Genomic DNA, 20,714 nt, shown 5'->3' with positions numbered 1-20,714 from the left:
TCATTCATACCCCCACATTTAGTGGTGGATACGTGACGACTGTTCCTCTATTCTGCTTTTTCAGCGAGCAAGCCGGAGTCATTTTTAGTGGATAATCCCATACTTCAGAAAACCATCATTATCTTTATTCTCATCCTGTGGGTAATAGACGAAGTCAGGAGAAAGAAAAAAAAGCGTTATGACTCCGCTATAGCAGAGGCTAATGCCAGAGAACGCTATGAATGGCGCTATCTCAGATGGGGCTGGCAGGCAATACGAGTGGCGGCGGCAGTGTATATCTTTGTTCAGCTGATTCAGGTTTTACTGAGATAGATGGCAGAAGAAGGTAAGACGGGCAAGGAACATCTCACTGTCCAGGCCAACAGTAGCTGAGCCTCGGTGGTAGAAATTGTGAGTGTTCCCTGCCTGCCAGTAGCATGCGTTACGAGCCTTTCACCACTATTTGGTTATGTATCACCGACTGATTCCCCCTCACTCGCACTCTCTTTGCTTTGAATGAACCGAAGTGCCAGGTAGAGGTCTGGCGCCAGAATCATGTCATCATCATTCATTGTTGGCCGACTGTCTTTAAACCAGCGTGTTAACTCCGTTTTCCTGCCCGCAAGAATTAATTTAATCTGTCGACCTTTCAGATCGCGCTTTAACTCATTAATGGTTGCCAGGACACTGATGTCTGAATAGGTGAAGCAGGCAACGGCATCAATGACCACCCATTTAGGCTGTATGGCTGCCCCATCAACCAGGTTCAATACCCGACGTTTAAAATAAGCCACATTAAAATAGGTCAACGGTGAGTTAAATCGATACATCAGCACGCCCGGGACCATTTTTATATCGGTGGTATTCCCTAACGAGTGAATCATTCCCTCTTCGTCAGTGCCCAGCAGGTGCTCAGAGGGACGAAATACCGTACGAAGGAACTGCAACAGGCCAAGCAACACTGCAAGGCCGATCCCCTGGATAACGCCGATAATTAACACACAGCCAAACGTGAAGAAGGCCAGGCGAAAGGCCTGTTTATTTCTGCGCCTCAGGTTCCATAGCCCACGTAAATCAATCAATGACCACGATGCATACATTAGAACAATCCCTAACGCAGATACCGGAATGAATTGTAATGGCTGAGTGAAAAATACTACGACGATACCGATGATCAAGGCGGCGACCACGGAAACCAGCTGGCTTTTCCCCCCAACCGAATCATTCACCGCGGTCCGGGAATCGGCTCCACTGATAGCAAACCCCTGAGATAACCCCGACATAATGTTCGCAATACCCAAAGCCCGGAACTCTGCATCCGCATTAATTTCGTATCCATTTTTTGCGGCAAAACTGCGGGCGGTCAGCATCAGACTGACAAAACTGACCAACGCCAGGTTCAGCGCCGGGATCACCAAATCACGCATCGGCCCCGGCTGGAACGCCCCCCAGTGAACGACCGGTAAACCAGGCTGGAAGCCTTCTCCCCCTATCGTGGCAATCCCATACTGTTGTGCAGAGGTCACCCATACCAGTGCCGTTGTTATTACAATGGCGATTAAAGGTGCTGGCCACTGGCTGCGATACGTTTTGATCACCATTAAAATAATTAACGTAAAAAGGGATATTCCTACGGTTAATAAATGGCTATCTGAAAGTCGACCTGGCAAGGCGATTATTTTTTCAATAACCTGCGCTTCATCAAGCTTAATCCCCAACACCTTGCCTAATTGCCCGACGATAATCGTCACGGCTACGCCATTAAGTAAACCGGTAAGAATGGGATGAGACAGCAGATCGGCGAGCGCGCCCAGCCGAAATTTACTGGCAAGCAAACACCACCCGCCCATCATCAATGTCATGATGATCGTCAGCTGCCAGTGCAGTTCGGGGTTTCCTGCAGAAAGCGGAAATACGACGGCCGCAATCACCGCGCAGGTTGTGGCATCCGGGCCCACAATAAGCTGGCGTGAAGAGCCAAACAGTGCGTAAGCTATCATCGGTAAAACGCAGGAATAGAGCCCTACAATTGCCCCCACCCCCGCCAGCTCAGCGTAAGCAATCGCAACAGGTAGCGCTACGGCCGCAACGGATAACCCCGCTTTAACATCATGTTTTAGCCAGCTTTTATCGTAGGCCAACAAATTTTGTAAACCGGGCATGTAGTTTAACAACAGTTTTCCGAACACATTATTCTCCGGACAGAGATATTACTCGCGTCATGTTGGCACATTTCTTAGTGAGGTTCTGGTTTTCAAATGCTCCGGACGGAGGCCGACACTGTTGCGAATCTAATAAAACGTTAACTCTTTTATTATTCTGACTGATGTTAAACGTAGTTCAGATACTGCGGCTTAACCGGGGTTGGCCGTGCCGGATACCGTGATGAAAGCAAGTGATGGAATAAATACAATGGTCAATATCAATAAGTCTCGTTAATCGCTAATGTTGAATCATTTTGGCATAGATAGCAGGTTGTTACACACCATGAGATCGAGAGAGTCCATCACTCTTCCCGTCACCCAGCAGTACCGCCCCGCCATCTTAACCGGAGCGGCTTATAAACGTCGTTATCACATGCTCAAAAACTGTACGTTACCTTCAAACTCCCCGTCGGCGACGTTTTACGATGCACAATCGGGCTATCGCCCGCATCCCCCGTCAGCTGCGTCACGCCCGCAGAGGCAAGCACGCTCCAGCGCGAGGTGAGCTTGTGGGTCCAGTCAAGGTTCATCGACCAGGCATAAATCCCGGCCCCGGCGTCATGTCGGGCAAAGCCCGATGTGGCCGACTGGGCGGCGTTGACCCCGTAATACGTCTGCATATACTTGTCGGATCCCCAACTGCCGGTCACCGCCATCGTCACCTCATTTTTGGGTGAGGTGTAGAACGGGCTGGAAATGCCGAAGTGTACCGCTTCACCGTTGTCTCTCTCAGACACCGGTACCTCAGCCTGCAGCTGCAGATTCAGCCAGTCGGTCACCTTGTACCCCAGCCCGGGTACCACGATAGCCGAGCCTTTAATCTCACCCATCCCCCGCAGCTCGTCGCTGCCGGAGCTGATGGAATCGCTGCTCACGTCTTTATCTTTACGGCCCGTTCGATAGCTCAGCGCTGCGCTGTAATCCAGGTTGCCAATGTTGTTACCGTAACCGATCCCTCGCGTGGTGCCGATAAAGAAGCCATTTGCCATGGAATAATCCACTACCTGAGCCGCTGAGACGCGGGTTTTATCTGAACCCGAGTAGCGCGGCCCCACATCCACGCCGCCTCCCAGGGTTAAGACGTTACCCTGGCGCTGTTCTTCCGCCAGTACAGGCGTAGCCAGTAACGCCAGAACGACGCCCGGCACGAGGGTTTTCAGGCAGCGACCCGAAAGTAAATGAGGGAACGTATGACGCAGTTCGATATTTCTCATTAAGGAAGTCCTTATGGATGCAAATGATGACGATGCAGGCGGTTAAACGCCGGAACGCCCATTTTGAAGCGTGACCCTAAGGTTCTTATGAGCCGAAAATGAAGAAACACTGAAGCGCGGGCAGGTGCTGTCATCCGGACAGATTTCCTGCTACCGTTTTTTTCTTAAGAAATTCTTCATTCACGGTTGATACCGTTACCAATGTGAAAATTCTACTTATCGAAGACGACCTGGATCTCGGCAATGGCGTACGTATCGCCCTCTCAGATCAAGGGTTTGACGTCATATGGGTTCGCCGTAAAGAGGATGCGCTGCATCAGCTTGACGTCTGCGTGCCGGAACTTATTTTGCTCGACCTGGGGCTACCCGACGGCGATGGCATGAGCCTGATGACGCGTTTGCGCCAGCAGCTCAAGGGGATCCCCGTCATCATCCTGACGGCGCGAGGGACGCTGCAGGATCGCCTGTGCGGGCTGGATGCCGGCGCGGACGACTATCTCGTCAAACCTTTTATTCTCGCCGAGCTGCTGGCGCGAGTGCGAGCCCTTGCACGGCGCAGCTACGGTTTTGAAAATGAGGCGATAGAAATTCGCGGGCTCTCTCTTCATGTCCCGACGCGTCGCGTGACGGTGAGTGCCCGCCATATCGATTTGACGGCCAGTGAATACGCGCTGCTGGAAACGTTGATGCTGCGCGCGGACCGCGTGCTGACACGGCGGTTTCTGGAGGAAAGGATATTCGGCAACAAAGAGAACCTCAGCAACGCGCTCGACGTGCATATGGGAAATTTGCGGCGGAAAATCGGCGACGGCTATGTGCGAACGGTCCGGGGCGTCGGGTACGTCATTGATACCGTCTCCATTCAAAAGGTGAGCGGTTAATGCAAAACGTCTGGTATCACCTGAGGCGCCCGACGCTGGTGCGCCGAATTATCATCGCCCAGATGCTTCTGCTGACCCTGCTGTGGTGTCTTTTTCTAACCTTTATTCTGTGGGAGGACCTGCGCAGCCCTCCCATCCTCACGGGCAGTAAAACATACGAAACCGTTTTTACCCTGGCTGAGCGTATGGACGGACGTCCGCAGGATCGTACCGCCGTGCTGGAAGCCTTTAGCCAGGCCCTGCGGGAAGGTTACGGCGGAGGGGAAGATCCCGTGCTGTCGATTAACCTCATCGTTCGCAAGAATAATGCCGTTATTTTTGCCTCCGACGATGCGCCCGCGGGGATAACAAACACCCGATTCGGAGAACTGGAGCACGTTCAGAGTGGAGATCGTACCTGGACCAGCCGCACCCTTAAATCCCCTCACTCTGACGTTGAGGTCACCCTCTTCACGCCAGCCAGCGGCTGGAACTTCTTTATCTATCTGAACTCTCGCGGGTACTACATCCTGCCGCTGCTGGTCTGCTTCCCGTTTCTGCTGTTTCCCGCGTGGCTCTCAATCCGCATTGCGATGCGTCCATGGAATAAGGTGGTCAATGAAATTACGTTACGCACGCCGGACGACCTCTCCCCTTTAAGAGCCGTACCGAAGCACCGGGAGCTTCGCCAGATGGTGGACGCGATCAACGACTTCCTTGCCAGGGTGCGTGAAAGCGCGGAAAGGGAGCGGGTTTTCATCGCGGATGCTGCACACGAGCTGCGTACCCCCCTCGCGGCGATGCGCATCAACGTGGAGGCGCTGCAGTCCTGGGTCATCAGCGAGAGCCAGAAGGAGCTGCTTGCGGGCGTGATTCGCAGCAACAGCCGCGCCGCGCGCCTCGTCAATCAGCTGCTGCTGATGATGCACAGCGAAGCGCGCATTGATACGGCGATGGAACCCGTGCCGCTGACAACGCTTATTCAGGAACGAATGGCCGAGCTGGAACCGCTAGCGTCTGCGCGCAAAATTGAGCTGGAATTCTTTGCCGAGGATGACGTCTGGATCCACGGCGTCAGGGAACGCCTGGTGTCGCTGATTGATAATCTCATTGAGAACGCCGTGAAATACAGCCCCGAGGGCGGGCGGATTCAGGTCGACGTGAGCGCCTGCGATCGCGTCGTTCAGCTGCGCGTCTCCGATGCGGGCCCGGGTATTCCGGATGAGCTGCGGGAGCGCGTGTTCGACCGCTTTTTCCGCGATCCCAATCAGGTGCAGAGCGGCAGCGGGCTGGGGCTTGCCATCGTCAAAGCGGTGGCGCAGCAGCACAACAGCAGCGTAAATCTGAGTACTTCTGCAGAAGGTGGCCTCCTGGTCACAGTTGACTTCCCGAACCGCACGTTTAGCTAAAGCAGAACAGGGGGTTTGATCGCAAATGCCGCAGATTGCTTCAAAATAATTACCGTATTTGTTATATTGTTGTTTATTGCTTATTCACCTCTGCGGTGCCAAAAAGAACAAGATTCACCGCAACCCAGGACAGAGAAATGTTAGATTACCGCTTCCCGACAGCTTTGCAGATGGTTCTCAGCGTAGCGATGGCGGAGCAATTGGGTGAACGTTCAACGAGTGCGATTCTGGCCTACGGTCTGGAAGCAAACCCGAGCTTCATCCGCAAATTGATGGTTCCGCTGACGCGAGACGGCATTATCGTCTCAACGCTTGGCCGTAACGGCTCCATTCATCTTGGTCGCCCGCCGGAAGAGATCACCCTGCGCGACATCTACCTGTCGGTCATCGAAGATAAAAAACTGTGGGCGTCGCGCCCTGACGTACCGGCCCGCTGCGTGGTCAGCGCTAACGCCTGCTGGTACTTTAAATCGATTTCCGAAGAGGCCGAGCAGGCGTCGTTAGCGGTACTGGAGCGCCATACCGTGGCTAGCGCCCTGGAAGCGGTGAAAAACGCCGACAGCAGCGGATGGGATTCGCTCCCCGACCTCATTGCCCAGTATCAAAAAACGTCATAACGTTTACCTGATGCGAAAAAAAACCGCCTTCACTGTGAAGGCGGTTTTTTATTATCAGCAACGTCCCTACGCGGGCAGCACGTCCCTTTCCTCTTTTTTGCCGCGCGTGACGAACTTACGCAGCGTCACGTAGAACACCGGCGTCAGGAACAGACCAAACAGCGTCACCCCCAGCATACCGGAGAACACCGTGATCCCGGTGACGCCGCGTACTTCTGCGCCCGCGCCGTGGCCGAGGATCAGCGGAATGGTCCCGGCAATAAAGGCGATGGAGGTCATCACAATCGGGCGTAAACGCAGGCGGCACGCCTCCAGCGCGGCCTCCATGATGCCTTTACCCTGAATTTCCAGCTCGCGGGCAAACTCCACGATAAGAATGGCGTTTTTACAGGCCAGCCCCATCAGCACCACCAGCCCCACCTGCACGAAGACGTTGTTATCGCCCCCGGTCAGCCAGACGCCAAACAGCGCGGAGAGCAGGGTCATCGGCACGATGAGGATCACCGCCAGTGGCAGCGTCCAGCTTTCATACAGCGCCGCCAGCACCAGGAATGCCAGCAGCACCGCGACCGGGAAGACGATCAGCGCCGTGTTGCCCTGGGTGGCCTGCTGGAAGCTCAGGTCCGTCCATTCGATGTTCATCCCGTTCGGCAGGATCTGCTTAGACATCGCGTCCAGCTGCGTCATCGCCTGTGCAGATGAGAGCACGCGCGGGTCGGCATCGCCAATCAGGTCCGCCGCCGGGTAGCCGTTGTAACGGATCACCGGATCCGGCCCGTAGGTGGTCGTGATGTTCACCATACTGCCAATCGGCACCATTTCGCCCTGGCTGTTGCGGGTACGCAGATTCGCAATATCTTCCACGCTGTCGCGGAACTGCCCGTCAGCCTGCGCCATCACGCGCCAGGTTCGTCCGAACTGGTTGAAATCATTGACGTACGACGAGCCCAGATAGGTTTGCAGCGTCCCGAAAAGATCGGTCAGCGACACGCCCTGCGCTTTCGCCTTGTCGCGGTCAACCTGGACGTCCAGCTGCGGCACGTTAGCCTGGTAGGTTGAGATCGGGAAATGCATCCCCGGCGTCTGCATGATTGCACCGGACATGGTGTTCACCGCGTTTTGCAGCGCGCCATAGCCCAGGCCACCGCGATCCTGAATGTACAGGGAATAGCCCGACCCCTGACCCAGCCCTAAAATCGGCGGCGGCAGAATGGAGAAGCCAAAGCCCTGCTGGATTTGCGCGATTTTCGCGTTAATTTCCGCGTTAATTTCCGCCGCGGAATGTTTACGCTGGTCGAACGGCTTCAGGCCAAAGAAGACCGTTCCGGTATTCGGCGTATTGGTGAACTGCAGCGCGTTCAGCCCCGGAAACGCGACCGCATAATCCACGCCTTCGGTATTCATCCCGATTTCGCTCATTTTGCGGATCACCGCATCGGTGCGGGCCAGCGAGGAGCCTTCCGGCATTTTCACGCCGCCAATCAGGTACAGCTTGTCCTGCGTGGGAATAAACCCGCCGGGCACCGCTTTAAACATGACGCCTGCGGCACAGAGCAGCAGCAGGTAAACCACGAATACCGCACCCCGCCGTCCCAGCGTTTTGCCCACCAGCCCCTGATAGCCGTTTGAGCTGCGGAGGAAAAAGCGGTTAAACGGACGGAAAATCCAGCCGAACAGACGGTCGATAAGCCGGGTCGGGAAATCTTTCGGCGCGCCGTGGGGCTTTAACAGCAGTGCCGCCAGCGCCGGAGAGAGCGTCAGCGAGTTAATCGCTGAAATCACCGTCGATATCGCGATCGTCACCGCAAACTGCTTGTAGAACTGACCGGTAACGCCCGAGAGAAACGCCATCGGCACAAACACCGCGCACAGCACCAGCGCAATCGCGATAATCGGCCCGGACACTTCACGCATCGCCTGGTGCGCGGCCGCAAGCGGCGCAAGCCCCTCTTCGATATTTCGCTCGACGTTTTCCACCACCACGATGGCATCGTCCACCACGATACCGATGGCGAGCACCAAGCCGAACAGGCTGAGGGTATTCAGCGAGAAGCCCAGCAGGTAGAGAATGCTGAAAGTACCCACCACCGACACCGGCACCGCGATCAGCGGAATGATCGACGCGCGCCAGGTTTGCAGGAACAGAATCACCACCAGCACGACCAGCACCACGGCTTCCAGCAGCGTTTGCACCACCGCACGGATCGAATCACGCACAAAGACCGTCGGATCGTAAGGTGCCGCCCACTTCATGTCTGCCGGGAAGCGCGTGGACAGTTCGTCCATTTTCGCACGCACCGCGTTAGACAGATCGATGGCGTTCGCCCCCGGCGACTGGAAGATACCAATCCCGACCGCGTCTTTATTGTTCAGCTGGGAACGCAGGGCATAGCTCCCGGACCCCATTTCAATCCGCGCCACGTCGCGCAGGCGGACGACCGTACCATCCTGCGTTGTTTTCAGGACAATATTGCCAAACTCTTCTTCGGTATGCAGGCGCCCCTGGGCGTTAATGGAGATCAGGAAGTCGCTCTCTTTCGGCAGCGGCTCGGCGCCAAGCTGACCGGCGGAGACCTGTACGTTTTGCTCCTGCATCGCCGTGACCACGTCCGAGGCGGTCAGCCCGCGCGCCGCCACTTTATTAGGGTCCAGCCAGACGCGCATCGCGTACTCGCCGGAGCCGAAAATCTGGATCTGGCCGACGCCGGGCAGGCGCGCCAGCTCATCCTTCACCTTCAGCGTGGCGTAGTTGCGCATATACAGAGAATCGTACTTACCGTTTGGCGAAAACAGATGCACCACCAGCGTCAGCGTGGGCGACTGCTTCTGGGTGGTAATGCCCAGACGCCGCACGTCCTCCGGCAGACGCGCTTCGGCCTGCGCGACGCGGTTCTGCACCTGAACCTGCGCCTGATCCGGGTCAGTCCCCGGACGGAAGGTCACGGTGGTTACCAGCACGCCGTCCGAGCCCGCGACGGATTTCATGTACATCATGTTCTCGACGCCGTTGATCGCCTCTTCCAGCGGCGTCGCCACGGTCTCGGCAATCACTTTCGGGTTGGCGCCCGGGTACTCGGCGCGCACCTGCACGCTTGGCGGCACGACGTCAGGGTATTCGCTCACCGGCAGCAGCGGGATGGCGATTAACCCTGTGATAAAAATCAGAATCGACAGGACGGCAGCAAAGATCGGCCTGTCGATAAAAAAGCGGGAAAAGTCCATGGGTTGGATTCTCAGGTCAAGTGATCAGTTGAGGGCGGCGCTGGCGGTCATGGCTACGGTTTTGGCATTAACCGGCATACCCGGCATAAACACTTTCTGTAAACCCTCGACGATGACTTTGTCACCTGGGTTCAGCCCCTGCCGCACGATGCGTAAACCGTCTGCCAGACGACCCGGCGTAATGTCGCGACGCTGCGCTTTCCCCTCTTTATCCACGATATAGACGTATTTTCGATCCTGATCGGTCAGCACCGCCTTGTCGTCGATAAGCGTAGCTTTGAACTCCGCGCTGCCCGGCAGGCGTACGCGGGCAAACAGTCCCGGCGTGAACTGACGCTGTGAGTTATCCAGCAGCGCGCGCATGCGGATGGTCCCGGTGCTCGGCGTGAGCTGGTTATCCAGGAAATCCACTTTGCCCTGATGGGGATAGCCCTCCTCGCCCGTCAGGCCAATCTCAACCGGCAGCGCCGTGTGATTGCTGGACGCCCCCTGCCCGCTGCGGGCCAGGTTTTGATAGTGAAGGTAGGTTGACTCGTCCACGTCAAAGTAGACGTACACCGTCTTCTGCGAGACCAGCGTGGTGAGGACGCTGGCGGTATCGCCCGCAGTCACCAGGTTCCCGCTGGTGATCAGCGCCCGGCTGGCGCGACCATCGATAGGCGCGGTCACTTTGGTGAAGTCCAGGTTGAGCTGGGCTGCGTCAACCGCCGCCTGCGCGGCGCGAATATCGGCCTGCGCCTGAACGGCAGCCGAGCGACGCTGCTCCCACTCTTCCCGTGAGACCAGATGGGTATTGATCAGCTTATCTGTACGGTTAGCCTCACTTTGCGCGAGGCTGGCCTGCGTTTTGGCTCTCGCCAGGTTCGCCTGCGCCTGTTCCAGCGCGGCGCGATAGGTACGGTCATCAATGGTGAACAGCACCTCGCCCTTCTTCACTTCCTGGCCGTCGGTGTAATTCACCTTATCAATGTAGCCGGACACGCGCGGGCGCAGCTGAACGCTCTCCACCGCTTCAATCCGGCCGTTAAAGCTATCCCACTGGCTAATCGATTTCACCACCACGTCAGCGGCACTCACGGCAGGCGCAGGTGGCGCGGCATTTTGCGCGACGCTGTCATCGCATCCGACGAGCAGCACGGAGAGCAACATGGCCCCCAGCGCGCTCAGAGGAGAGTTACCCCAGGTTTTTTGCAGGCTCATTATTTTTATTCCGATAATTGTCGCCACCGGGCAAGACGCAGCAGGAGGCACCGCGCCACTTCCTTTGTCCGGGGGCTGTCTTAAGGCCATTTGTGTCGTTCATCGCCACAAAACTGTAACAGTTGCGAATACACTATTCGCGGCGATTGTAGGAAGGCACTTAACTAAGTGCAAGAATAATTGTTGCACTTTATGTGCTATTTGAGCGGATGTGAAAAGACCCGTTTCGGTCAGGGATTTAAATGCAACAATAAAACTTGCAATTACTGCAAAAACGCGCCACCTTTTAATGCAACAGACAAAGATACTTTTTCATCCGCTGCGTGGGGGTAACCAGATGAACACTGGCGCATTTATGCATGATTTACTCGACTGGATCGACAACAACCTGGACAGCCGCCTGGACATTGAGACCGTCGCCAGGCGTTCCGGCTACTCGAAATGGCACCTCCAGCGCCTGTTCAAAGAGCATACGGGCTATCCCCTCGCCGGGTATATTCGCGCGCAAAAGCTGCAAAAATCGGTTGAGCGGTTATCCCACAGCGATGAACCGATTCTGAACGTGGCGATCGCGCTGGGCTTTGACTCCCAGCAGTCCTTCAACCGCAGCTTTAAGCGCCAGTATGGTCAGGCGCCCGGAGCGTGGCGACGCAGTATGGGTGGCCCCGAAACGCAGCAGCTTCACCAGTAATGCATATTTTGCTGCAACATCGAACCGGTGCTGATATACTGTATATAAATACAGTATAGCGAGGTGCACGATGGCTGTTGAAACAAAATTTGTTGTCGTAAGAAAAGGTGAAGAGAAAATGACATTTGCCAGTAAGAAAGAGGCTGACGCTCACGACAAGCTGCTCGATATGGCCGACGCGTTCACCGACTGGCTGTTGCAAAGCGGAATGCAGATGGATGAAACGCAGGCTGAAAATCTTGGCCTGTATCTCGCCGAGCAGAAAGAGACCGTGCAGCATATTCTGCGTACCAGCAAGCTTCCCGATCTCACTGCTGCTGCTGCTGATAAAACAGAATCCGATGCGGCTGACACGAAAAAAATCAGGGCTGTGAAAGCGGCCTGATTGTCAGAAAATCATCACCGTTCTGGAAGCCGTAAGCAGATAACTGCTTACGGCTTTTTGGCTGTCTGTAGTACTCTCCTGCTGATTGATGTTAACGATACCATCGTTTCAAAGCAGGAGATGATGCACTGACATAAAAAAATAGGACGTTAATCAACCTTTCGGGAAGGTGACGTGGGTTCAGTCCTTTTAATATAATTTAGAAATATTCATTTTTGTGATTAGAAATCCATACGAGGCTTGAGTCACGATAGTCGTCATTAGTGGATGCTATCAGCGAGCATTTATCTGCATTACCATCAGCGGTGTAAGCACAGCTTTGCTTCACCATGAAAGTGATGTCCTCTCTTTTCGACACTAATTCTGAGTCAAGGAATTGCGCACTCCCGGATGGGTAAACGATGCGTTCATCTTTTGGATCTTTGTAGTTTATTATGCGAACGGGGAATTGGCTGTTGTGATATTCATATCGCTCTACAACTTCGCCCGTATCTTTGTCCATTATTTTTTCCAGCAAGCCACGTATATTATAACTGAGTAAGTAATTACCTTTTTCATTCTCAAGCTCAGTAATTTCGCAGCGCTCATTTATTTTTCCGGTAATACGCTGGCCTTTAAGTGACGTCAGTAAGCCATCTTTATTGACCAAATGAAACTCTCGATCATTTGCCTTGTCAACCATGTTGATACTCGTAAAGCATCCGCTGCGATCATATCTAACTTCTGTCATAACCTGAAGTTTACCTGTAACATCCCGCATCCACTGGAGGCTATGTTTTACGTTCCCGGTTGTTGCATCATGATCGAATAAAAGAGCAGCATTTAAGACCGCCGGTTTGAATTGAGTAAATGCCGCGACATCAAATGATAACGTCAATAATAATAGATTTAAAAAAACACCTGCTTTCATAAGTCATCCCTTTATTAATAAAATAGCATTCAACGATGATGTGAATTCGCGCTCTCATATTTTACGAATAATCGAAGCGTTTCCATGACACACGTTAAGTGTCTGCTTTTTGTTCTAATCAATCGATACAAGGGTCCCTCATTTTTTGTGTGCACTCGCTTTCCGACGGATCTCAATCATCCTGATATACATATCACGCAACTCCTTATTCTGCTTGATGACCATTTCTTTGGGCAAGGATTCTCTCTCACGATTCCATTCATCAACGACACCCTGGCATGTCAGATAAGCGTCATTAACAATATTTTCAGCTGGAATCATCGTGTTGATATAGGGAATGGTATGTTTGTTCAGGCATACAGAGACAGGTGGGCCATAATCATGTTCTTCGGCATGTAGAGTAATAGCAATAAGGAGGATAAACAATGTTAGAAATCTCAACTTCTTTTTCCCCTGATAAATACTGTTTCGTCAAATGACTGTCTTCCGGGGAGTTATCGACTTTGTGCAAAAAATCTTTAGTTACCCAAGGAAGTTATTATCCTGCTGTAGTGACTGCTGACACAAAACCTGACAGATGAAGGTTTTAATGACTCGATATCAGTTTAGAAATCGCCCCGTTGAGCTCACCACCCATAGCAGGCGTAACCTTAAAACTATCCGCTTCTATGCTAAACCTTCCAACCACAAAACCTGGTAGCTATACAAACACGCCAGACTGTTAAGTTAATACGCTTTCCCTCTCTCTGAGAAAATACGCATGACCCCACACCCGCTACGCCAGATAATCGAATCCTGCGATCGCGCCATCACCACCAAAAACTATGACGCGCTGATGAAACACTACGCCGAAGATGCAGTTCTGGTGGTCAAGCCCGGAATGGTTGTTAAAGGCAAAGACAACATCCGCAGCGCGTTTGTTGCCATCTCGGATTATTTCCAGGACCAATTGATTGTGGAACAAGGAGAGATGCAGGTGATCGAAGGCGGTGACAATGCCCTCGTTATCATGGAAACCGTTCTGCGTTTTCCTGATGGTCAGGGTGGAATAACGGAAATGTCGCGCCGCGCGACCTATGTTTTTCGGCAGGAAAGCGACGGTCGCTGGCTTTGTACTATCGACAACTCCTACGGCACGTCGCTTCTGGATACCGGGAACCGATCGCGTTAATCACACTTTCAAAGGGGCGCTGCCGCCCCTCCACGCCAGCCCCTTAATGCGCAGTAATGCGCGGCTCCTTCACAAACTCAGCCAGCAGCCACACCATATCGTGCAGCAGGCCTGTCAGCTCCTTCACTACGTGAGCGGGCAGCGTTCCCCCCATAACGGCTTGCGTCAGCGCCAGAACATAGTCCACCTGCGTTAAGGTGTCCTGCCAGCAGTCGGGCACGCAGGAGTTGGTTTTCTCACCCATGATCAACTGTTCAATCAGGTATGGCGGAAGATCGGCATCGCAGAGTGCGCGCAGCCTGCGCAGAGCCTCAAGGAGACGCTCGCACAGCGCAGTACGGCTCGCGACATCATCGGTTTCGACCAGCACGCTCACCAGCGCGGCGCAGTTGTCGGCGACGTCAAAGAGATCGGCATCGGCCGGAAGCGGTCGGGAGATAAGTTGCAGAATGACGTTTTCGTCAGATGGAAGGTAAGTCAGGGTTGGGATAGTAGCCATCGTAAGGCATCCTCAGTGTATAAATTGGGTGAACCATCCGATGAGTTCCTACGCTCGAGGGGGTAGCGCTGACAGAGGTAGGAATACCGCCCACAGAGAAAACGGCCAGCCTTGCGGCTGCTCCGTCAGCGCCACCGCAATTTTAACGAGATCGGCGCTGTCGCGACATATAAATATCGCTCTGTAGATGCGGGTTCCTACGCCCGATTGCGGATGTGCCGCAACGCAGGCACTTTACGACCGCGCCCCGTAGAGGAAAAGACATAACGCTGAATTTCATAAGGTTACTTTGCGGTTTGCGAGGCGCCTTCCAGAATGACAACGCTGCCCTAAATTTTAAGGGTATCAATCACCGCTCTCGCTGGGCTTTGACTCCCGGCATTCCTTCAACCGCAGCTTTAAGCGTCAGTATGGTCAGGCGCCTGGGGCATGGCGGCGGAGTATTGGCTGTCGTGAAACGTTAACCGAACGTTTTTAGGATCAACGAACTTACCGTCGACGGTAACATAGGCGCTACTCACCACTTCTCCACTTTCTTTGTCTGTTAAGGCAATATGTGGTGCGTCGTGCAGTATGTTTTTATGACCCCACTCCATCAAAGAGAAAAGAATCGGCGCAAGGCTGCGGCTTTTGGCGGTAAGAACATACTCATACCGTTCACGCGCCCCTTCTTCCTGATAAGGGATTTTGCAAAGCAGGCCGAGTTCAGTCATTTTTTTTAACCGGTTCGCCAGCGTCTGCCGGGTGATTTTTGTATGATCCCGTATCGTTTCAAAGCGTGTTACCCCATAAAACGCCTCTCTCAGAATCAACAAAACCCATTGATCGCCAAGAAGCTCAGCGGCCGCCGCTAACCCACAAAGCTCAGGTAATAAGTACGGTAATGATTTATTTTTTGACATCTCTTCGTTTGCCTCGCAAACTGAGTATGATTTAAAGACTCAGTTATTTAAGGAGAATACAATGCCCTTCGTAAATGTGCAAACCATTAAAGGAATGATGAATTCGGAGCAAAAAAAAGAACTGCTACGTCGTATGACTGACCTTATTGTTGAAATTGAGGGAAACGGCGATCCTGAATTCCGGCGTTCAGTATGGATCCGTATTGACGAGCATGAACCGGAACAGTGGAGTCTTGGGGGAATACAGCCCACATCTGAAATGATTGCTGCAAAATTTGCCTCACCACAGCGGTCCTGATTTATTTTTAGTCATAGCTCACCGGCGGGCAGTTTGAATGTCCGCTCTCGTGATGTTATGCGCCCTAAATTTTCAGCGTATCGATCACAGCCCTCAGGGCAGGCGACACGTTGCGGTGCGGATAATAGAGGTACAACCCGTCCATGCGCAGGCTATAGCGCTGCAACACCCGGATAAGCGTTCCGCGCTCCAGATCGTCAGCCACCAGCTCCACCGGGACATAGGCCAGCCCAAGCCCCAGCCGGGCGGCCTCGGCTTCCATGTAGCTGTCAGACAGCGCCCATTGCCCCTCTGGCCGATGGGTGATTTTTTTCCCGTCCTGCACCAGTTCCCACTGATAGTCACTACCGTCGGCAAACTGGTAGGCAATGCAGGGATGAGCCACTAAATCGGCTGGCGTCTGCGGAAAACCGTAGCGTCTGAAGTGTTCCGGGGCAGCCACCGCGGCCATTTCCATATCAGGCGTGATACGCACGGCAATCATTCCCTGCCCCACTTCCGGCCCCAGTCTGACACCCGCATCGAACCGCTCGGCGATAATGTCGACGAAGCGGCTTTCATTCATCAATTCCAGCCTGATGTCCGGGTAACGCTGTTTAAAAATGGCGAGCTTTGGCAGCAGACATTTATCGATAGCGTGCTGGCTGGCATTAATACGCACCGTGCCGGACGGCGTCTGACGATAGTGTGCCAGGGTCGCCAGACCCGTATCGAGCGTATCGAATGCAGACTCGGCGGTCTGATAAAGCTGTTCCCCGGCATGGGTGAGCGAGAGCTTGCGCGTGGTGCGGACCAGAAGTTGAACGCCCAATCGCTCTTCCAGCTCGCGAACCGAGCGGCTGATCCCGGATTGCGCCAGCCCAAGCCGAAGCGCGGCCGCCGTGAAGCTCCCCTCCCGTACCACCTGCATGAACAGGTACAGCTCATTATAGTTTTCCCGTTTCGCCATCATCCCCACCCATTTATAACAATATGATATGAATCCTAGCAGCTTTTGCCCTCTAATCAGCACTATTTCTGCTAACTATAATGACCGCAACACAACAACCCAGGGTTCATTTCTATGAAAACATTTACCCAAAAACTGTCCGTTGCGATGCTGCTATGTGCATCATTAAGTGGAGTGACAACAATGAGTTATGCAGAAACCACTAACCCAAACGCGCCTGTTTCGATGGTGAGCACATGGGATAAAACCTTTGCCGAGAGTGACAAAGTCGATCACCGTAAGGTGTCCTTCCAGAACCGATACGGGATCACTTTGGTAGGCGATCTGTATCTTCCCAAAAACCGCGGCGACCGCAAGCTGGCGGCGATTGCGGTCAGCGGGCCATTTGGCGCGGTCAAAGAGCAGTCCAGCGGCCTGTATGCGCAAACCCTGGCAGAAAATGGGTTTGTAACCCTGGCGTTCGATCCGTCCTATACGGGCGAAAGCGGTGGCCAGCCGCGCAACGTAGCGTCTCCGGATATCAACACCGAAGACTTTAGCGCGGCGGTGGACTTCCTCGGTTTGCAGAAAGAGGTTGATCGTAACCGCATTGGTATTCTCGGCATCTGCGGCTGGGGCGGTATGGCGCTCAACGCAGCATCCATGGACACCCGCGTGAAGGCGGTCGCCACCAGCGTGATGTATGACATGAGCCGGGCGATGGGCCACGGCGTGGGCGACGGGAAAGATCGCTATTCAACGTCTGACCGCCGTGCCGTTCTGCAGTATCTGAACGCACAGCGCTGGAAAGATGCTGAGAACGGTACCTTCGCGCACGGCGGCCATGACATTTATGTCGATGAGAACGGCAAGGTGACGGCAGCTGAACGTATTCTGCCGGAGGCGTTACCTGACAACCCGAATCCGGTACTCAAAGAATTCTTTGACTACTACCGTATGCCGCGCGGCTTCCATGCGCGCTCCGTCAACTCCACCGGCGCGTGGACCGCGACCACGCCATTATCATTTATGAATATGCCGCTGCTGAGCTACGGCAGGGAAATTACTATCCCAACGCTTATCGTAACCGGTGAAAAGGCACACTCCCGCTACTTTGCTGAAGATGCGTTTAAAGCGGTCGGCAGCAAGCAGAAGGAACTGGTGATTGTTCCGGGCGCAAACCATGTCGATCTCTACGATAATGCTGCCGGGAAGATCCCCTTCGGCCAGTTTGAGCAGTTCTTCAAAACCAACCTGAAATAAACCTCTACGCCACCCGCCCTATACGGGTGGCTCTTTGTGAAATCTGACTATGTCTACACTGACCCGCACCACATCACAGAACACAGAGCATGCACACTGGAGTGGCGTTTTTGCCATGACCCTGTGCGTATTTGTCTTGATTGCCTCGGAATTTATGCCCGTCAGCCTGCTTACTCCCCTTGCCAGAGATTTGGGCGTTACGGAGGGTCTCGCTGGCCAGGGGATCGCGATTTCCGGCGCGCTGGCGGTGCTGACCAGCCTCTTCCTTTCCCGGCTTGCCGGGAATATAAACCGCAAACACCTTCTTCTGGGCATGACGCTCCTGATGGCGCTCTCGGGGATGATTATCGCTTTCGCCCCAAACTATCTGGTTTACATGACGGGCCGCGCGCTGATCGGTATCGCTATAGGCGGGTTCTGGTCCATGTCTGCCGCAACGGCCATTCGCCTTGTTCCGCCGCATAAGGTTGCGCGCGCGCTGGCCATTTTCAACGGCGGTAACGCGCTGGCAACGGTGGTGGCCGCCCCGCTTGGCAGCTATCTTGGGGCCACTATTGGCTGGCGCGGCGCATTTCTTTGTCTGGTGCCCGTGGCGATAGTCGCGTTCATCTGGCAGTGTTTAAGCCTGCCTGACATGAACGCGCGTAAAAACGGTACATCACGAGGAAGTGTTTTTCGGTTATTCCGCCAGCCTGCCGTTTCCGTTGGTCTGCTGGCCTGCGGCCTGTTCTTTATGGGGCAGTTTGCGCTGTTTACCTATCTGCGCCCGTTCCTTGAAACCGTCACCCGTGTGAGCGGAGCCGGGCTGTCGCTAATTTTGCTCACCATAGGCGTTGCAGGTTTTGTGGGCACCCTTTTCGTTGCCCTGGTGCTTAATGCCGCGTTTTACATAACGCTGATCGCGATCCCTCTACTGATGGCGGCCATCGCAGTCGCGTTGATTCTCGCCGGGCATAACGTGTGGATTGTGGCCCTGCTGTCAGGCCTATGGGGGATGCTGGCAACATCAGCGCCGACGGGGTGGTGGACGTGGATTGCGCGAACGCTGCCGAAGGATGCTGAAGCAGGCGGTGGACTGATGGTCGCGGTGATCCAGCTCGCCATTGCGCTCGGCTCAACGGCGGGCGGTATAGCCTTCGATCGTTATGGCTGGCAGAGCTCGTTTGCATTGAGTGGCATAGTGCTCCTCTTTGCGGCAGCGCTAACGTTTCTGCTTTCGCGTCTTCACAAATAACGCGCCGGATGATTTTTTGACGCTTTTCTTCGCCGATCGTGTATTGTTTTTAAACAATAACATCCTCTAAAGGACACCTGCGCAATGATCAGCATCCTCGGCAAAACCACCTCCATCAACGTTCGTAAAGTGCTCTGGACCTGCGAAGAAGCGGGCATAGCCTATCAGCAGGAAGATTACGGCAGCGGTTTCGCCTCGACGGAAACGGATGCCTTCCGCGCCCTGAACCCCAACGCCATGGTGCCGGTGCTGATTGACGGTGATTTCGTGCTGTGGGAGTCCAATTCCATCTGCCGTTATCTGGCGCGCAAGGCCGAACGTCACGATCTGCTGCCTGCAGAACCGCGGGCCTGCGCCAACGTTGAACGCTGGATGGACTGGCAGGCCACCGAATTTAACAACGCCTGGCGCTATGTCTTCCCGGCGCTGGGGCGTAAAAACCCGGACTTTAACGACCCTGAGCGCATCGCGGCAGGAATCAAAGAGTGGAATCACTGCATCACCATTCTGGAAAACCAGCTGCAGCGCACCGGGGCCTTCGCGGCGGGCGAGACGTTTACCCTCGCGGACGTGGTGCTTGGGCTGTCGGTGAATCGCTGGAAAATGACGCCGTTTGATAAGCCAGACGTGCCCGCCATTGAGGCCTGGTTCGAGCGACTTAACCAGCGTCCGGCATTTTTGCGTCACGGCAATAACGGCATGATATAAAACTTAATGCCTGAATGAATACCGCAACGAGGCTGTTTTATTTAATTACGAAACCCTGATTGTCGTCAGAGGGAATAATAATTAAGCCATATCCTGGACAGCCCGTTGCACCGCTTTGCTAGCCTGAATAGTCAGGCAAAGCTCAACCCGGAGGTATTCTTGCTGATTAAACTCAAGAAAGAACGAACGCACCAGGAGGATCGCCGGCTTGCTCTCTGGCTGGCGACCTCGGCAGGTTTGCTGAACGCCATCGCCCTCGGGGCATTTGGTTTTTTCCCCTCACACATGACCGGCAACACCTCACAGTTATCCAGCGAAGTTTCTTCTACCGATCTGAGCGATATGATTTTCTTCGGCTCGATTATTCTCTCTTTTGTGGCTGGCGCCATTATTGCGCGCACGATCGTCATATGGGGAATTATCCATAACGTCAGGCTGGTTTTTTGCCAGATCCTTTTTGTCGAGGGGATATTACTGACCGGCGTTTCCTTCTACGAAATGTATTTCCATGCGCTCACCAGCAATCGCGAGATTATTCTTTTTCTCTGCTTTCTGATGGGCATTCATAATTCCACCTCCACGCAGCTTTCCGGCGGACGGGTAAGATCGACGCACATTACCGGCACGCTAACGGACGCGGGGATTTCCCTGGCCTCCGTCATGGTGGCGATGCTGCGCAGGGATTACTCCAAAGATACGGCGGCGCAAAAAAGCCAGCTAAAAACCCACTTAACCACCCTGTTTTCGTTCATTACGGGCGGCATCGCGGGGCTGCTGCTGTTCCGATGGATTGGCTTTAACGCCATGCTGGCGCTGGGCGTGATGCTCGCGTTTGTCGCCACCGTCTCAATAATCACCGTCTCGTCGCGGGTTCGACGGGTTCGCGCCTCTCTATGAAGGTAATGACCTGTACTCGGCATAAAAGCCCTTTAGATGTGACACTGTCACATTGAAAGATTCGCTTTAGGACTATTCTGCCCGCCCCACAATCAGGCCTTATGCCATAAGGCCTGACCTCAG

21 protein-coding genes are annotated in these 20,714 nt (G+C 54.1%); 12 read left to right on the top strand and 9 right to left on the bottom strand.

From position 1 onward, the window contains the following. Nucleotides 1-87: 87 nt before the first annotated feature. Nucleotides 88-312, top strand: coding sequence for a hypothetical protein (locus tag L362_RS16455; RefSeq protein ID WP_023344029.1), 225 nt, complete (start codon nucleotides 88-90; stop codon nucleotides 310-312). A gap of 134 nt (nucleotides 313-446) precedes the next feature. On the opposite strand, the gene L362_RS16460 is transcribed toward L362_RS16455, so the two are convergent. Further along, nucleotides 447-2,168, bottom strand: coding sequence for a SulP family inorganic anion transporter (locus tag L362_RS16460; RefSeq protein ID WP_023344028.1), 1,722 nt, complete (start codon nucleotides 2,166-2,168; stop codon nucleotides 447-449). A gap of 392 nt (nucleotides 2,169-2,560) precedes the next feature. Continuing rightward, nucleotides 2,561-3,397 (bottom strand): MipA/OmpV family protein, encoded by an 837-nt coding sequence (locus tag L362_RS16465; protein ID WP_023344027.1) that lies wholly within the window; start codon nucleotides 3,395-3,397, stop codon nucleotides 2,561-2,563. A gap of 203 nt (nucleotides 3,398-3,600) precedes the next feature. Here L362_RS16465 and L362_RS16470 point away from each other — a divergent pair, with 203 nt between their 5' ends. The 3 genes from L362_RS16470 to L362_RS16480 all read left to right on the top strand — a co-directional run bounded on the left by L362_RS16470 (nucleotide 3,601) and on the right by L362_RS16480 (nucleotide 6,283). After that, nucleotides 3,601-4,278 carry a response regulator gene (locus L362_RS16470; protein ID WP_021241213.1) on the top strand — a complete coding sequence of 226 codons (678 nt, stop codon included), beginning with the start codon at nucleotides 3,601-3,603 and terminating at the stop codon, nucleotides 4,276-4,278. Then, entirely contained in the window at nucleotides 4,278-5,666 is a 1,389-nt protein-coding gene (locus tag L362_RS16475; RefSeq protein WP_023344026.1) for a sensor histidine kinase, read from the top strand. The genes L362_RS16470 and L362_RS16475 overlap by 1 nt, the downstream gene beginning before the upstream one ends. Nucleotides 5,667-5,803: 137 nt before the next feature. After that, the gene (locus L362_RS16480) at nucleotides 5,804-6,283 is read left to right on the top strand and encodes an RrF2 family transcriptional regulator (RefSeq protein ID WP_023344025.1); all 480 of its coding nucleotides are present in this window, start codon (nucleotides 5,804-5,806) and stop codon (nucleotides 6,281-6,283) included. Nucleotides 6,284-6,349: 66 nt separating this feature from the next. On the opposite strand, the gene oqxB is transcribed toward L362_RS16480, so the two are convergent. Together oqxB and L362_RS16490 are read right to left on the bottom strand one after the other, a co-directional pair. Continuing rightward, on the bottom strand, nucleotides 6,350-9,505 hold the full coding sequence (gene oqxB, locus L362_RS16485) for a multidrug efflux RND transporter permease subunit OqxB (RefSeq protein WP_023344024.1): 3,156 nt from the start codon (nucleotides 9,503-9,505) through the stop codon (nucleotides 6,350-6,352). Nucleotides 9,506-9,529: 24 nt separating this feature from the next. Then, complete coding sequence (locus tag L362_RS16490; protein WP_023344023.1) at nucleotides 9,530-10,705, bottom strand: efflux RND transporter periplasmic adaptor subunit; 1,176 nt, start codon at nucleotides 10,703-10,705, stop codon at nucleotides 9,530-9,532. 337 nt (nucleotides 10,706-11,042) lie between these two features. Here L362_RS16490 and L362_RS16495 point away from each other — a divergent pair, with 337 nt between their 5' ends. Together L362_RS16495 and L362_RS16500 are read left to right on the top strand one after the other, a co-directional pair. Next, nucleotides 11,043-11,396, top strand: a complete 354-nt coding sequence (locus L362_RS16495) for a helix-turn-helix domain-containing protein (RefSeq protein ID WP_021241208.1) — start codon at nucleotides 11,043-11,045, stop codon at nucleotides 11,394-11,396. Between the two features lie 70 nt (nucleotides 11,397-11,466). Continuing rightward, the gene (locus L362_RS16500) at nucleotides 11,467-11,781 is read left to right on the top strand and encodes a YebG family protein (protein ID WP_021241207.1); all 315 of its coding nucleotides are present in this window, start codon (nucleotides 11,467-11,469) and stop codon (nucleotides 11,779-11,781) included. 199 nt (nucleotides 11,782-11,980) lie between these two features. Here the strand turns inward: L362_RS16500 and L362_RS16505 are convergent, their stop codons facing one another. Further along, nucleotides 11,981-12,691 carry a YnfC family lipoprotein gene (locus L362_RS16505; RefSeq protein WP_008502431.1) on the bottom strand — a complete coding sequence of 237 codons (711 nt, stop codon included), beginning with the start codon at nucleotides 12,689-12,691 and terminating at the stop codon, nucleotides 11,981-11,983. 138 nt (nucleotides 12,692-12,829) lie between these two features. After that, the gene (locus L362_RS0122885; RefSeq protein WP_050009950.1) at nucleotides 12,830-13,132 is read right to left on the bottom strand and encodes a hypothetical protein; all 303 of its coding nucleotides are present in this window, start codon (nucleotides 13,130-13,132) and stop codon (nucleotides 12,830-12,832) included. Nucleotides 13,133-13,451: 319 nt separating this feature from the next. Here L362_RS0122885 and L362_RS16510 point away from each other — a divergent pair, with 319 nt between their 5' ends. Further along, on the top strand, nucleotides 13,452-13,862 hold the full coding sequence (locus L362_RS16510) for a YybH family protein (protein ID WP_023344022.1): 411 nt from the start codon (nucleotides 13,452-13,454) through the stop codon (nucleotides 13,860-13,862). A 43-nt stretch (nucleotides 13,863-13,905) separates the two neighbouring features. Here the strand turns inward: L362_RS16510 and L362_RS16515 are convergent, their stop codons facing one another. Together L362_RS16515 and L362_RS16520 are read right to left on the bottom strand one after the other, a co-directional pair. After that, nucleotides 13,906-14,361, bottom strand: a complete 456-nt coding sequence (locus L362_RS16515) for a hypothetical protein (protein WP_023344021.1) — start codon at nucleotides 14,359-14,361, stop codon at nucleotides 13,906-13,908. Nucleotides 14,362-14,759: 398 nt separating this feature from the next. Further along, nucleotides 14,760-15,263, bottom strand: a complete 504-nt coding sequence (locus L362_RS16520) for a winged helix-turn-helix transcriptional regulator (RefSeq protein WP_023344020.1) — start codon at nucleotides 15,261-15,263, stop codon at nucleotides 14,760-14,762. A gap of 61 nt (nucleotides 15,264-15,324) precedes the next feature. Here L362_RS16520 and L362_RS16525 point away from each other — a divergent pair, with 61 nt between their 5' ends. Then, a complete protein-coding gene (locus L362_RS16525) occupies nucleotides 15,325-15,561 on the top strand; it encodes a tautomerase family protein (RefSeq protein WP_021241201.1) in 237 nt (78 codons plus the stop codon). 64 nt (nucleotides 15,562-15,625) lie between these two features. Here L362_RS16525 and L362_RS16530 read toward each other — a convergent pair whose 3' ends face one another. After that, nucleotides 15,626-16,510 carry a LysR family transcriptional regulator gene (locus tag L362_RS16530; RefSeq protein ID WP_023311521.1) on the bottom strand — a complete coding sequence of 295 codons (885 nt, stop codon included), beginning with the start codon at nucleotides 16,508-16,510 and terminating at the stop codon, nucleotides 15,626-15,628. Between the two features lie 114 nt (nucleotides 16,511-16,624). On the opposite strand from L362_RS16530, the gene L362_RS16535 reads away from it, so the two are divergent. The 4 genes from L362_RS16535 (at nucleotide 16,625) to L362_RS16550 (ending at nucleotide 20,591) form a co-directional block, all read left to right on the top strand. Then, on the top strand, nucleotides 16,625-17,752 hold the full coding sequence (locus L362_RS16535; RefSeq protein ID WP_032637711.1) for an alpha/beta hydrolase: 1,128 nt from the start codon (nucleotides 16,625-16,627) through the stop codon (nucleotides 17,750-17,752). Nucleotides 17,753-17,801: 49 nt separating this feature from the next. Further along, nucleotides 17,802-18,986 (top strand): MFS transporter, encoded by a 1,185-nt coding sequence (locus tag L362_RS16540; protein WP_032637710.1) that lies wholly within the window; start codon nucleotides 17,802-17,804, stop codon nucleotides 18,984-18,986. Nucleotides 18,987-19,070: 84 nt separating this feature from the next. Continuing rightward, the gene (locus tag L362_RS16545) at nucleotides 19,071-19,694 is read left to right on the top strand and encodes a glutathione S-transferase family protein (protein WP_023344018.1); all 624 of its coding nucleotides are present in this window, start codon (nucleotides 19,071-19,073) and stop codon (nucleotides 19,692-19,694) included. 159 nt (nucleotides 19,695-19,853) lie between these two features. Beyond that, a complete protein-coding gene (locus L362_RS16550; RefSeq protein ID WP_032637708.1) occupies nucleotides 19,854-20,591 on the top strand; it encodes a YoaK family protein in 738 nt (245 codons plus the stop codon). Nucleotides 20,592-20,714: the final 123 nt, after the last annotated feature.

The organism is Enterobacter sp. MGH 16, assembly GCF_000493175.1.
Classification (GTDB): Bacteria; Pseudomonadota; Gammaproteobacteria; order Enterobacterales; family Enterobacteriaceae; genus Enterobacter; species Enterobacter roggenkampii.
The sequence above is the reverse complement of the archived record's forward strand: the minus strand, read 5'-3'. Positions and strand labels throughout refer to the sequence as shown.

What these genes read in the sequence shown, in the direction of transcription:
- L362_RS16495 (WP_021241208.1), top strand. Translation starts at nt 11,043, where the DNA reads ATGAACACTGGCGCATTTATGCATGATTTACTCGACTGGATCGACAAC.
- L362_RS16465 (WP_023344027.1), bottom strand. Translation starts at nt 3,397, where the DNA reads ATGAGAAATATCGAACTGCGTCATACGTTCCCTCATTTACTTTCGGGT.
- L362_RS16515 (WP_023344021.1), bottom strand. Translation starts at nt 14,361, where the DNA reads ATGGCTACTATCCCAACCCTGACTTACCTTCCATCTGACGAAAACGTC.
- L362_RS16525 (WP_021241201.1), top strand. Translation starts at nt 15,325, where the DNA reads ATGCCCTTCGTAAATGTGCAAACCATTAAAGGAATGATGAATTCGGAG.
- L362_RS16505 (WP_008502431.1), bottom strand. Translation starts at nt 12,691, where the DNA reads ATGAAAGCAGGTGTTTTTTTAAATCTATTATTATTGACGTTATCATTT.
- oqxB (WP_023344024.1), bottom strand. Translation starts at nt 9,505, where the DNA reads ATGGACTTTTCCCGCTTTTTTATCGACAGGCCGATCTTTGCTGCCGTC.
- L362_RS16520 (WP_023344020.1), bottom strand. Translation starts at nt 15,263, where the DNA reads ATGTCAAAAAATAAATCATTACCGTACTTATTACCTGAGCTTTGTGGG.
- L362_RS16490 (WP_023344023.1), bottom strand. Translation starts at nt 10,705, where the DNA reads ATGAGCCTGCAAAAAACCTGGGGTAACTCTCCTCTGAGCGCGCTGGGG.
- L362_RS16545 (WP_023344018.1), top strand. Translation starts at nt 19,071, where the DNA reads ATGATCAGCATCCTCGGCAAAACCACCTCCATCAACGTTCGTAAAGTG.
- L362_RS16530 (WP_023311521.1), bottom strand. Translation starts at nt 16,510, where the DNA reads ATGGCGAAACGGGAAAACTATAATGAGCTGTACCTGTTCATGCAGGTG.
- L362_RS16540 (WP_032637710.1), top strand. Translation starts at nt 17,802, where the DNA reads ATGTCTACACTGACCCGCACCACATCACAGAACACAGAGCATGCACAC.
- L362_RS16480 (WP_023344025.1), top strand. Translation starts at nt 5,804, where the DNA reads ATGTTAGATTACCGCTTCCCGACAGCTTTGCAGATGGTTCTCAGCGTA.
- L362_RS16475 (WP_023344026.1), top strand. Translation starts at nt 4,278, where the DNA reads ATGCAAAACGTCTGGTATCACCTGAGGCGCCCGACGCTGGTGCGCCGA.
- L362_RS16535 (WP_032637711.1), top strand. Translation starts at nt 16,625, where the DNA reads ATGAAAACATTTACCCAAAAACTGTCCGTTGCGATGCTGCTATGTGCA.
- L362_RS16510 (WP_023344022.1), top strand. Translation starts at nt 13,452, where the DNA reads ATGACCCCACACCCGCTACGCCAGATAATCGAATCCTGCGATCGCGCC.
- L362_RS16500 (WP_021241207.1), top strand. Translation starts at nt 11,467, where the DNA reads ATGGCTGTTGAAACAAAATTTGTTGTCGTAAGAAAAGGTGAAGAGAAA.